10 protein-coding genes and 1 other annotated feature (1 of these 11 running past the window's edge) are annotated in these 12,442 nt (G+C 42.2%); of the genes, 8 read left to right on the top strand and 2 right to left on the bottom strand.

Annotated features, from left to right (window positions below; translation table 11 throughout):
- Positions 1-14 precede the first annotated feature (14 nt).
- The 5 genes from alaS (at position 15) to RIL182_RS08175 (ending at position 6,088) form a co-directional block, all read left to right on the top strand.
- Positions 15-2,675, top strand: a complete 2,661-nt coding sequence (gene alaS / locus RIL182_RS08155; protein WP_134523226.1) for an alanine--tRNA ligase — start codon at positions 15-17, stop codon at positions 2,673-2,675.
- A 74-nt stretch (positions 2,676-2,749) separates the two neighbouring features.
- Positions 2,750-4,039, top strand: coding sequence for a methyl-accepting chemotaxis protein (locus RIL182_RS08160; RefSeq protein ID WP_006856187.1), 1,290 nt, complete (start codon positions 2,750-2,752; stop codon positions 4,037-4,039).
- Between the two features lie 33 nt (positions 4,040-4,072).
- Positions 4,073-4,957, top strand: a complete 885-nt coding sequence (locus RIL182_RS08165) for an Ig-like domain-containing protein (RefSeq protein WP_242655495.1) — start codon at positions 4,073-4,075, stop codon at positions 4,955-4,957.
- A 142-nt stretch (positions 4,958-5,099) separates the two neighbouring features.
- Positions 5,100-5,276 (top strand): 30S ribosomal protein S21, encoded by a 177-nt coding sequence (rpsU, locus tag RIL182_RS08170; protein ID WP_006856185.1) that lies wholly within the window; start codon positions 5,100-5,102, stop codon positions 5,274-5,276.
- A gap of 257 nt (positions 5,277-5,533) precedes the next feature.
- Complete coding sequence (locus tag RIL182_RS08175) at positions 5,534-6,088, top strand: PilZ domain-containing protein (protein ID WP_006856184.1); 555 nt, start codon at positions 5,534-5,536, stop codon at positions 6,086-6,088.
- Positions 6,089-6,191: 103 nt separating this feature from the next.
- On the opposite strand, the gene RIL182_RS08180 is transcribed toward RIL182_RS08175, so the two are convergent.
- The gene (locus tag RIL182_RS08180) at positions 6,192-6,833 is read right to left on the bottom strand and encodes a lactate utilization protein (protein WP_006856183.1); all 642 of its coding nucleotides are present in this window, start codon (positions 6,831-6,833) and stop codon (positions 6,192-6,194) included.
- Between the two features lie 144 nt (positions 6,834-6,977).
- On the opposite strand from RIL182_RS08180, the gene RIL182_RS08185 reads away from it, so the two are divergent.
- The 3 genes from RIL182_RS08185 (at position 6,978) to RIL182_RS08195 (ending at position 10,983) form a co-directional block, all read left to right on the top strand.
- The gene (locus tag RIL182_RS08185) at positions 6,978-8,714 is read left to right on the top strand and encodes an ABC transporter ATP-binding protein (RefSeq protein WP_006856181.1); all 1,737 of its coding nucleotides are present in this window, start codon (positions 6,978-6,980) and stop codon (positions 8,712-8,714) included.
- A gap of 125 nt (positions 8,715-8,839) precedes the next feature.
- Complete coding sequence (locus RIL182_RS08190) at positions 8,840-10,006, top strand: CobW family GTP-binding protein (RefSeq protein ID WP_118772939.1); 1,167 nt, start codon at positions 8,840-8,842, stop codon at positions 10,004-10,006.
- 35 nt (positions 10,007-10,041) lie between these two features.
- Positions 10,042-10,983, top strand: coding sequence for a TIGR03943 family putative permease subunit (locus tag RIL182_RS08195; protein WP_015560723.1), 942 nt, complete (start codon positions 10,042-10,044; stop codon positions 10,981-10,983).
- 187 nt (positions 10,984-11,170) lie between these two features.
- Here RIL182_RS08195 and RIL182_RS08200 read toward each other — a convergent pair whose 3' ends face one another.
- Positions 11,171-12,082 (bottom strand): bacteriohemerythrin, encoded by a 912-nt coding sequence (locus tag RIL182_RS08200; protein WP_006856177.1) that lies wholly within the window; start codon positions 12,080-12,082, stop codon positions 11,171-11,173.
- A 136-nt stretch (positions 12,083-12,218) separates the two neighbouring features.
- Positions 12,219-12,442: a binding site (T-box leader), on the top strand (it continues 19 nt past the right edge of the window).

A 12,442-nucleotide genomic window follows, 5' to 3' on the forward strand; every position in this document is an offset into this window, starting at 1 on the left:
TGGAGGAACTTGTCGTGAAGAAGTTTTACGGAGAAAATGAATTGCGCAGAATGTATCTTGAGTTTTTTGAGAGCAAGGGACATCTTGCGATGAAGAGTTTTTCATTGGTACCACACAATGATAACAGTTTACTATTGATCAATGCAGGTATGGCACCGCTTAAGCCATATTTCACAGGTCAGGAAATACCGCCGAGGAGAAGAGTGACCACATGTCAGAAGTGTATCCGTACCGGCGATATTGAGAATGTTGGTAAGACAGCGCGTCATCTGACATTTTTTGAGATGCTTGGCAATTTCTCATTTGGTGATTACTTTAAACATGAAGCGATACACTGGTCATGGGAGTTTTTAACCCAGGTTCTTGGACTTGAGGAGGACAGACTTTATCCGTCTATTTACGGGGAAGATGATGAGGCATTCGAAATCTGGAACAAAGAAGTGGGTGTTCCGGCAGAGAAGATCACCAGATTTTACCGTGATCCGGAAACCGGAGAATGTGATAACTTCTGGGAGCATGGCGCTGGTCCTTGCGGTCCTTGTTCTGAGATCTATTATGATCGTGGAGAAAAATACGGCTGTGGCAAACCGGACTGTAAAGTAGGATGCGACTGCGATCGTTTCATGGAAGTATGGAACAACGTATTCACCCAGTTTGAGGGTGACGGTAAGGGCGGTTACACAGAACTTGCACAGAAAAATATTGATACCGGTATGGGATTGGAGCGTTTAGCTGTTGTGATGCAGGATGTAGATTCCGTATTTGATATTGATACCATGAAAGCGATCCGCGACAAGGTATGTGAGATGTCCGGCAAAAAGTATCAGGTAGATGCATTAGATGATGTGTCCATCCGTCTGATTACCGATCATATCCGTTCTGCAACGTTTATGATCTCCGATGGTATCATGCCTTCAAATGAGGGACGCGGTTATGTACTCCGCCGTATCATCCGCCGCGCGGCAAGACACGGAAGAATGCTTGGCATTGACGGTATCTTCATGGCGAAACTGGCTGCTACCGTAATCAATGAGAGCAAGGATGGTTATCCGGAACTTGAAGAGAAAAAAGATTTTATCTTTAAAGTATTATCCCAGGAAGAAGAAAAATTTGGAAAAACGATCGATCAGGGACTTTCCATCCTTTCTGATATGGAAAAACAGATGGAAGCAGACGGCGTAAAGGTTCTTTCCGGTGAGAATGCATTTAAACTTTATGATACTTATGGATTCCCGATGGATCTGACACAGGAGATCCTCGAAGAAAAAGGATTTTCTGTCGATGAAGAGGGATTCAAAAAGGCGATGGAAGTACAGCGTACCACAGCGAGAAAAGCCCGCAAAGTGACAAACTACATGGGCGCTGATGAGACAGTATATGAGTCTGTCGATCCTTCTGTTACCACAGAGTTTGTAGGCTATGATTCCTTAAACTGCAAGTCAAAAATTACCGTACTTACCACAGAGACGGAGATCGTTGAGGCATTATCTGATGGAGAGGTTGGAACCGTGATCGTAGAACAGACTCCATTCTATGCTACCATGGGTGGACAGCAGGGAGATAAGGGTATCATCCGCACTGCAGCCGGAGAATTCCAGGTAGAGGATACGATCAAATTACTTGGCGGAAAAGTAGGACATGTCGGAAAGATGATCTCCGGTATGATGAAAACAGGAGATGAGGCAGATCTTTCGGTAGATGCAGCACTCCGTGCAAAGATCTGTAAGAACCATTCCGCAACACATTTACTGCAGAAAGCATTGCGTGAAGTATTAGGAACCCACGTAGAGCAGGCAGGTTCCTATCAGGATGGCGAGCGTACCCGTTTCGATTTCAGTCATTTTGCAGCCATGACACCGGAGGAACTTGAAAAAGTAGAAAAGATCGTCAATGATAAGATCGCAGAGGCAATTCCGGTACGCACAGATGTGATGACTGTAGATGAGGCGAAAAAGACAGGAGCCATGGCGTTATTTGGCGAAAAATACGGTGAGACTGTCCGTGTGGTATCCATGGGAGATTTTTCCAAAGAATTCTGTGGTGGTACTCATGTAAAGAATACATCCGAAATAGCAGCATTCAAGATCATCTCTGAAAATGGTGTTGCAGCAGGCGTCCGCAGAATCGAGGCACTGACCGGAGACAACGTATTTGCTTACTATCGCAATTTAGAGAAAGAACTTTTAGAGGCAGCGAAAGCGGCAAAGGCAACACCGGCGACATTAACAGAGAAAATCGAGCATATGCAGGCAGAGATCAAAGCACTGACCAGCGAAAACGAGTCCTTAAAGAGCAAAGCAGCAAAAGAGGCGCTTGGAGATGTCATGGATCAGATTGTGGAAGTAAAAGGTGTGAAATTACTTGCTTCTGCCGTAGACGGTGTAGATATGAACGGTCTGCGTGATCTTGGAGACCAGTTAAAAGAACAGCTTGGTGAAGGTGTGATCGTACTTGCTTCTTCCTGTGAAGGAAAAGTAAATCTGATCGTTATGGCAACTGATGCAGCAATGAAACAGGGAGCGCATGCAGGAAACCTGATCAAGAGCATTGCCGGCAAAGTCGGCGGTGGCGGCGGCGGACGTCCAAATATGGCACAGGCGGGAGGCAAAAATCCGGCTGGTATTTTGGAGGCGATCGCAGAGGCAAAAACAGCACTTGAGGCACAGCTTTCCTAAAAGCTGTTTAGCATGATTGTCCCGCAACTGAAGAATCACGGAAGATGACAGCTTTTTAGCTATGGAGGCAAAAGATGGATAAAGAAATGGAATTTAAAAATAAGAGTATTAAAGAAAAGGTAAACGGAAGCTTTGAAATGATCATAGTTTTATATGTGGTCAGCGTGGCGTTTGCAGTATTTTTAATGTTTGCAGTAAAAATTGTTCCGTCTGCAACAGAGTATTTTGTGCTTGCCGGAGGTATTGTTGTGCTTGCGATTATAACGGTCTGCAGTATTCTGGCAACATTGAAACGGGCTAAGATGCTGATACACTATATTGTAGAACCGGTCAGGGAACTAAGCAGTGTGGCAGAAAAAATCTCTGGTGGAGAACTTGATATTGAAATTGCTTATCAGTCGGAGGATGAGATCGGAGAACTTGCAGAAGATTTTCGCAAAACAGCAACTACGCTGCAACGGATTATAGGAGATCTTAATCATATTCTGGATGCATTTGCAAAAGGTGATTATACGGTAAAATCCGGATGCAGGGATGCTTATGTGGGAGAATTTGATACGGTGCATGCAAAACTGATTGCAACAACAGAACATGTTAGTGATGCTTTAAAATCAATCCGTGAATCTTCGAATCAGGTGGCACAGGGATCCGACCAGCTTGCAGTCAGCGCACAGGATCTTGCCAAAAATGCAACGGATCAGGCAGTGGCCGTTGATTCTTTAGCACAGAGCGTTTCAGAAATCACAGAACAGATTCTTGGAACAAGTAAGTCGATTGATATTGTACATGATAAAGCGAAAGACGTTGGAACAACAGCAGCGGTAAGCCAGCAGAAGATGACAGAACTGACAGAGGCAATGGAGCGTATTTCCGTGACATCCAAGGAAATCGGACAGGTTATCGAAGAAATTGAGAGTATTGCATCACAGACAAATCTGTTGTCCTTAAATGCATCTATTGAGGCAGCAAGAGCCGGTGAGGCAGGAAAAGGATTTGCAGTTGTTGCAGAGCAGATCCGTATGCTTGCTGAGAGCAGTGCAAATTCTGCAGATACGTCAAAACAGCTTTTGACAGAGAACCAGAATGAAGTAGAACACGGTAATCAGGTGACACAGCAGACGGCAGAATCTCTGACGGATGTTCTGAACGAACTGGATGCTATTGTGGGTGAGGTAGCAACGATCCGTACGGCATCTGATCGTGAGGCAGCCTTTGTAAAAGAGATCGAAGACAGCACGAAACAAATCAGCGACGCAATCCAGAGCAACTCTGCAGCATCGGAAGAAACATCTGCTACCAGTGAAGAACTTTCTGCAGAAGCAGATTCCTTAGAGGGCCTTGTAGAGCGTTTTAAACTGCGTTAAATGTTTGTTTAATACAGAGGAGAGAAAATGCAGATGAAAATAAAGGAAAAGATGATTGCTGTGGTTATGGCATTTGCAATGATGTTTACGTTTATTTTTGCAGGTGAAAGCAGTGAAGTAATCGCTGCTGCGAAAACAAAAGCATTAGAGATAAATGTTGATTTTGCCAGGAATGCAGCAAGTGGAGATGACAGCGGGATATATGTAAAGAGCCTGATTTCCAATAAAAAAATTACTTTTGGAAAGACTTATGTATTTCAGACAAAAATTTATGTGCCAGCCGTTTATATGAAAACTGGAAGAATATGGGTAAAACCTGCAGTTAATTTTTTTACAGGCAAAAATGGCGATACATATGCCGGAATGGCACAGTCTTCGAAAGAAGGATATTCTTATGATAAGAATTCGAAAGAAGTAAAAAAATATGGTGATTTTTATGTTGTCAATGTGAAAATATCATTGGATAACTGTGACAGGATTTCTGCATCAAAGGGAAGTGTGTATGGACATCTGTTCATCTCTGGTTTTAATAAGGCATATAAGGGAAGTATTTATGTTGATGATGTGACACTTACTGTAGATAAGAAATCAGTTGTAAAGCAAAATTATGAGAATGGAAAAAACAGTGGTTGCTGGTATTATCTTAACAGATCAGAAAAGGAATATACACCTGCTGTTGTTTCATTTTCAGGAAAGACATTGGATGTGACTAAGACATCGCTTACTATAAAAAAGGGTAAAAAAGCGACGATCAAAGCCACTGCAATGCCAAAAACAAAAATAACATATCAGTCTAAGAACAAGAAAGTCGCTACAGTAAACAGTAAAGGTGTTGTCCGGGGCATTCGGAAAGGAAAGACAACCATTCTTGTCACAGCGAATGGGAAAACTGTTAAAGTTCAGATTACCGTAAAATAATTTCAAATAAAAATCTGAAATTATTTCAAAAATAGGTTGACGAACCGGGAAAATATGTTATAATGCTATATAGTGCAATAAATATTACCCAAACAGTTGAATATGCACAATACGCAACTGGAGGGAGGTTAGGTGTGAGATAATGTCTAGTGTAATTGTAAAAGAAAACGAGACTTTAGATAGCGCTTTACGTCGTTTCAAGAGAAACTGCGCAAAAGCAGGTATCCAGCAGGAGATTCGTAAAAGAGAACACTACGAGAAACCAAGCGTAAAACGTAAGAAAAAATCTGAAGCAGCTAGAAAAAGAAAATACAACTAATAATTAGTTGTAATGCAAAAAGACTACCGCATGTGTGGTAGTCTTTTTTTTCTCTGAGTGAGGTTATTTACCAGATATATTTTATTGCGATAATAAGTCTATTCGTAAGGTGGATAATCTTTAGAAATATCGTGGAGCAAAGGGCATAGTATTGCAGAAATGCATAAATATGTTTATAATATGAGAAAAGATGTATGAAATACGAATTTAAGATAGAGACAGAATATACGAAATGAGTAGAATGGAGATGATATTTTATGATTAATTTAAAAAACTGCCGGGTAATTATCCGTGAACAGAAAAAAAACAGTGTACTTGCAGACACGGTAATTCTTGGTCATAATCTGCTGACAAATATCATCAAAGTGCGGGCGAGTGCGATGGCATATCGCCCGAAAGAACCAGTGGGACTGCTTGTTTTTCTGGAGAACAAAATATATTCTTATTTAGGTACCGTACAGGGGGCGGTGATCGCAAACGAAATGTCGATTGCGCTATACGATGAAGAACAGAAAAAAGGCAGAAAATTTGAGCGTTATGAGATTGAAGCATCTGGCAAGATCGAAGGTGTCAGGATAAAAAATAACATGATAACGCTCCATAAGCCGATACCGGTTACCATCAAAAATATGAGCGCAAATGGTGTACTGTTTAAAGGAATTTCCGGCTGTCTGGACGTTGGAATGCAGCTACAGCTTTATATGGATGTAACTGATTCAGGAATGCGTTATGAGTATAAAGTGGTTCGTAAGCAGAACAGCAATCCGGAGACCGAAGAGTATGGTTGTAAAATGGTTGCAAAAAAGAAATAGCAGCCATGAGAAATTATTTTGAAAAGATACGAAAAAAGGAACCGTAAAATATGAAAAACAGTTAACAAACTGAAAAATTCATATTTTCACGGTTCTTTTTTAATTAATAACCGAAAGATTCTCCAATCAAAAGTACTTTGATACGTCCTTTGATTCCACTTCTTCTGGTGATGACAACCTGATTACAGATACAGTCCGGAGAAAGACAGTCTGCGCAGGCACCGGTTATGGCACAAGGTGTTTTTTTGTCAAGACGGATACAGTTTTGTGCTGTGGCAACATTATGTACACGGCTCAGGGCCTCGTCTACATTTGCGGCAATTTTATTCATTCCAGCTAAAATAACAACAGTTTCCGGACCATAGATCAGTGCGGCAACACGGTTTCCGGTTCCATCGATGTTGACAAGCTCGCCACCGGTTGTGATTGCATTGGTACTCATAAAATATACGTCGCTGGAAAGAGCGTCGTGATACATTTTTTTTGTTTCATCTGGTGTTTTTGCGGTTGAGCGGTCGATCAGATGGATGGAAGGATCATGGCGGAGCGCTGTCAGCATGCCGGTCTCCTCTAAGGTCATGGAGCCGCCGAAAGATACGGTCTGCCCATCTTTTAAGAATGAAAATGCAAGTTTTTCTGCGTCTTCTACGGTCGGGCAGTAGTAGCCTTCCATCTGGCGTTTTTCAAGGTTTTTGATCACTGTTGCAGCAAGTGTTTCATGGTATTTGCTTTTGATTGTATCCATACATGTACTCCTTTTTATCGTATTTGACATTGGATCGCACTTTGGCAGTCTCAATGTCACTGTGTGCTTCTTTTAGTATAGCACATATTCTTGACTTTTGGGACAGGATAGATAAAATAAAAGAGTTGGAAATGGAGGAATACTATGAGTAAAAACCTGAAAAAGATGATTTCATATTATAAGCCGTATCTGGGAGTGTTCTGGGCAGATATGTTTTTTGCAACGGTATCTGCGGCGGTCGCGCTTGTGATCCCGCTTGTGATCCGTTATGTGACATCTACATTAATCTATATGGAACCGCAGGCGATTTTAGGACAGATCCGTTGGATTGCGCTTATGTTATTCGCACTGGTGGCGGTAGACTGTTACAGCCGTTTTTTTATTGCAAATCAGGGGCATGTGATGGGCGCTAAAATCGAGTATGACATGCGTGCGGAGATTTTTGCACATTTTCAGAAGCTGTCATTTTCCTTTTATGATGATCAGAAGGTTGGGCAGCTGATGTCCCGTATTACGACGGATTTATTTGATATCACAGAACTGATGCACCATGGACCGGAAAACATTATCCTTTCCCTGATCAAAATTATTGGTGCGTTCGTGATCTTAATGAGTATTAAACCGGCACTTGCACTTGCCGCATTTGCAGTGCTGCCGTTCATGTTTCTGTTTGCCTATTACATGAACGGAAAAATGCGACGTGCGTTTCGCAGCAACCGCGAGCGGATCGCCGATATCAATGCACAGATCGAGGATAATTTGTCCGGGATCCGTGTGGTAAAGTCATTTGCGAATGAGGATATCGAAAAAGAAAAATTCCGTCAGGGAAACGAAGGCTTTCTGCGCGCAAAAAAGAACAGTTATTATTATATGGGAAGTTTCTCGGCAGGACTTGGTACTTTTACGACCCTGATCCAGGTAAATGTCATACTTGCGGGTGTCATTCTGATCGCAAAGGGAAGTGTGGATATCAGTGATCTGGTCACATTTTTGCTTTATATCAGCGTGTTTACAGAGCCGGTGCGGACACTAATTGATTTTACGGAACAGTTTCAGAACGGATATACCGGGTTTGAACGTTTTCAGGAGATCATGGCGATCGAACCGGATATTGCAGATAAAGAGGATGCAAAAGAGCTGGTCAATGTCAAAGGCGATATCAGCTTTGAGGATGTATCTTTCCAGTATGAGGAAAATACGGAATGTGTGTTAAATCATATTAACCTGAACGTTCCGGCGGGGGCTTATATGGCACTTGTGGGGTCGTCAGGAGCCGGAAAGAGTACACTGTGTTCACTGATTCCGAGGTTTTATGATGTGACGGCAGGAGCAGTTAAGATTGATGGCTGCGATGTCCGGGATATCAGGTTAAAGAGCCTGCGCGACCATATCGGTATCGTACAGCAGGATGTGTATCTGTTTGTCGGAACCGTTTTTGATAATATCCGTTATGGAAAACCGGATGCAACACGTGAGGAAGTGATTGAAGCGGCGAAAAATGCCAATGCACACGATTTTATCATGTCGCTGCCAAATGGGTATGAAACAGATATCGGACAGCGGGGAATCAAGCTTTCCGGCGGGCAGAAACAGCGTTTGTCCATTGCAAGGGTATTTTTAAAGAATCCACCGATCCTGATCTTTGATGAGGCGACGAGTGCACTTGACAATGAAAGTGAGAAAGTCGTGCAGGATTCTCTGGAAAAACTGGCAAAGAATCGTACAACATTTGTGATCGCACACCGGCTTTCCACAATCAAAAATGCACAGCGAATCCTGGTTTTGACGGAGGAGGGCATTGCGGAGGAAGGAACGCATGAGGAACTGTTAGAAAAAGGCGGTGTGTATGAAAAACTGTATCAGATGCAGTTTCATAAATAAGAGTGCTGTGTAGAAGAGAAGTGTATAGCGTAAAATATAAAAGTTTCATGAAATCCATGCAAAAATTTGCAAAAGAGGAAAAACTAGAGTAAAATAGTAGTGTTTGTGAAGGGAGAGATAAGACAATGACAAAAATTGATATTATATCTGGTTTCCTTGGAGCCGGAAAAACAACATTTATTAAAAAAATGATCGAGGAAGTTTTTAAGGGCGAGAAGATCGTTCTGATTGAGAACGAATTTGGTGAAGTCGGCATTGACGGAGGATTTTTAAAGGATGCAGGAATTGAGATCACAGAGATGAATTCCGGATGCATCTGCTGTTCCTTAGTAGGCGATTTTGGTAAAAACTTACATGAAGTCATCGAGAAGTTCCATCCGGACCGTATTTTGATCGAGCCGTCCGGTGTTGGTAAATTATCCGATGTTATGAAATCTGTCATCGACGTGGAAAAAGACGAGGATGTCAAATTAAACGGACTGATCACGGTTGTAAATGCATTAAAGGCAAGCAAACAGATGAAAGCATTTGGTGAATTTTTCAACAACCAGATCGAATATGCGACAACGGTTGTCTTAAGCAGAAGCCAGAAGGCAACACCAGAGCAGTTAGAGCTGTGTGTAAAACAGATCCAGGCATTAAATCCGAAAGCTGCTGTTATCACAACTCCATGGGATGAGATCAAAGGCGAACAGATCTTAAAAGTAGTGGAGGGACAGGACTCTCTGGAAGTAAAACTTCTCGCAGAGCAGCATGCAAAAGAGGAAGCTTTAGAACATGAGCATGAGCATCATCATGACCACGACCACGAGGAGCATGACGAGAACTGCACCTGTGGCTGCCATGATCATGACCATGATCACGAAGAACATGAACATCACCATGACCATGATCACGACCATGATCACGAAGAACATGAACATCACCATGACCATGATCACGACCACGATCATGAGGAGCATGACGAGAACTGCACCTGCGGCTGCCATGATCATCATCACCATCATCATGCAGATGAGGTATTTACAAGCTGGGGCAAGGAGACACCTCATAAGTTTACAAAAGAGCAGATTGAGGAAGTGTTAAAGACACTCTGCGAGACAGACGACTACGGCGAGATCCTTCGTGCAAAAGGTATGGTAGCCGATGTGAATGGTTCCTGGATCTACTTTGACATGGTTCCGGGTGAGTACGAGATCCGTGAGGGAGAGCCAGATTATACCGGAAGACTCTGTGTGATTGGTACACATATTGACGAACACAGATTAGAGGAACTGTTTGGAATCGCGTAAAAGCGGGAAAAAGTTACTCAGGAATGGAGATTTATATGAACGAAATACCAGTATATTTATTTACCGGTTTTATGGACAGCGGCAAGACGACTCTGGTGAAGGAGACGTTATTTGATGATGGTTTCACTGAGGGTGGAAGAAGTGTTGTGATCTGCTGTGAGGACGGAGATGTCGAATATGACGAGGAGGAGTTAAAAAAAATCAACGCCAGACTTGTCATGGTAGAAAATGAAGAGGATTTTACCGAAGAGTTTTTAAACAAAGTGCAGGCGGAATATCTGCCGGAGCAGGTGTTTATCGAATACAATGGTACCTGGGGAATGGGAACACTGATGGATATGGAACTCCCGAAACACTGGGTGATCGTACAGCAGTTAGCGACTGTGGATGCGACAACGTTTGACATGTATCTTGCAAATATGCGTACCATGGTAATGGAGCAGTTATTTCAGGCAGATGTCGTGATCTTTAACCGCTGTGATGACAGCACGGACAAAGGCAAATGCCGCCGTAATGTCAAGGCACAGAACCGCAAGGCACAGCTCGTCTTCGAGCGTGAGGACGGCAGCTTGGATGAACGTCCGGAGGAACTTCCGTTTGATCTTTCTGCGGATGTGATCGAGATCACCGATGCAGACTATGCAATCTGGTACATGGACTGTATGGATAATCCGAAAAAATATGAGGGCAAAAAAGTATCTTTCCTGGCATTGGTATACAATCCGGAAAAACTTAAAAAAGGAGTGTTTGTGCCGGGACGTTTTGCGATGACATGCTGCATCGAGGATGTGACATTTATCGGATTTAAGTGTAAATATGCGGATGAGGACAAGATCCCGCACAAATCCTGGATCAATATCACTGCGGAAGTGCATGTGGAATTTGCGAGAGAGTATAAGGGAAAAGGACCGGTACTTTATCCGGTATCCATCGAACCGGCAGAAAAACCGGAAGATGAGCTGGTATATTTCTCGTAAACCGGATATGTTCTGCATGTGTAAGCTGGGAAGAATAATCGCTGCTGGTCACACTTGGAGATGTGAACAGTAACAAATAGATGCATAGGAAAAGGACAGAAGTTGGAATCCGAAGAATCCAGTTTCTGTCCTTTTAAAATTTTTAGTAATCAGATATTATTTTTTGTGTTCTTGTTTTTCTTTGAGCCTATTCTTCCTTGATTCCATGTTCACGCATATACTCACCAATCTTTTTATCGGAACCTAAGATATGATTGATCAGCCAGCCGGACAAAAAATTGATCAGGTCAATCAGATATTCCTGCTGATTGTCATCCATTTCGTCCAAATCTGTTAAATCAACCTCAACAAGACGTTCCACGAAGGCAGTATGTGCACGTTTCTGAGCACTGATTTCCGGATAATGGATGCGTTCCATGAGATTTTCTTCATCACGGAAATGAAATTCTGTATAGTCTTTTAATTCTACAAGCAGGTGCATGATCTCATCATATTTGTCATGCAGAAGTTCTGCGTGAATCAGATCGTTGGTATCGTGAATGATCTCAAACAGCCGTCGGTGCTCAGTATCAATTAACTCAACGCCGGTTTTGTATTTTTCGCAAAATGCAAATGGATCTTCTTCATCAGCAGAAATAGAAGACATTTTTCCGATCATCGTATCACTGCTTAAGATATGCCGGTATAACCAGCGAGCCAGATAAGCCAGCAGGTCGTTTAGGGATTGCCTTGCTGCTTCCGGGGAAGAAGTATCCAGAGCAAAAGTGTTGATTTTTTTTGTAAATGCTTCATGTTCTTTTTTTTGGATCGGAAGCTCAGGATCATGAATATGCTCCATGTAAGCTTCCTCATGGGCGAAATGTGTTGCAGCGTAATTTTTCAATCCGGAAACCAGATTCTTGGAGATAACAGAGATATCTGAACTTTCTTTTGAAAGGTCAATCGCTTCATTTATCATCTGAAATAACCGACGATGCTCATTATCAATCTCGTCAATTCCAATTAAATAGTCGTCTGTAAATTTATACATTATAAAATCCTCCATTCCGTGGTAAATACCACTTTTCTTTTGAATAAAAATATGGATTTCCCAGCCCATAATTATATTTATGGAGTTATATGGGATAATACATCAACATTATAACATGAATCCGTGTGAGAAAAAAGAAAATAAAAAAAGAAAATAAAAAACGTGTTGACAAAATCACTTTAATATATTAAAGTATACCCATAAAGAAAAACCGTTGAGAAAGAGTAGTAAGCATTTTTTGATATTACAGAGAGCTGCAGGTGGTGGGATTGCAGTATGGATGGATTTGCTGAATGGACTTTTGAGGGCGGCCTGAACAGAATTTAGTAGGCGCCGCCGGGAACCGGACCCGTTACCCATCCGGCATGTATGGTTGTACATGAAGTGAGTGGACTTTTCAGTCAATATGAGTGGTACCGCGATAATAGA

The sequence above is a fragment of the Roseburia intestinalis L1-82 genome, from assembly GCF_900537995.1.
GTDB lineage: Bacteria > Bacillota > Clostridia > Lachnospirales > Lachnospiraceae > Roseburia > Roseburia intestinalis.

Bases quoted from the DNA above. Each gene is read 5' to 3' on its own strand.
- RIL182_RS08175 (WP_006856184.1), top strand. From the start codon at position 5,534: ATGATTAATTTAAAAAACTGCCGGGTAATTATCCGTGAACAGAAAAAA.
- RIL182_RS08185 (WP_006856181.1), top strand. From the start codon at position 6,978: ATGAGTAAAAACCTGAAAAAGATGATTTCATATTATAAGCCGTATCTG.
- RIL182_RS08165 (WP_242655495.1), top strand. From the start codon at position 4,073: ATGAAAATAAAGGAAAAGATGATTGCTGTGGTTATGGCATTTGCAATG.
- RIL182_RS08180 (WP_006856183.1), bottom strand. From the start codon at position 6,833: ATGGATACAATCAAAAGCAAATACCATGAAACACTTGCTGCAACAGTG.
- RIL182_RS08160 (WP_006856187.1), top strand. From the start codon at position 2,750: ATGGATAAAGAAATGGAATTTAAAAATAAGAGTATTAAAGAAAAGGTA.
- RIL182_RS08190 (WP_118772939.1), top strand. From the start codon at position 8,840: ATGACAAAAATTGATATTATATCTGGTTTCCTTGGAGCCGGAAAAACA.
- rpsU (WP_006856185.1), top strand. From the start codon at position 5,100: ATGTCTAGTGTAATTGTAAAAGAAAACGAGACTTTAGATAGCGCTTTA.
- RIL182_RS08200 (WP_006856177.1), bottom strand. From the start codon at position 12,082: ATGGGCTGGGAAATCCATATTTTTATTCAAAAGAAAAGTGGTATTTAC.
- RIL182_RS08195 (WP_015560723.1), top strand. From the start codon at position 10,042: ATGAACGAAATACCAGTATATTTATTTACCGGTTTTATGGACAGCGGC.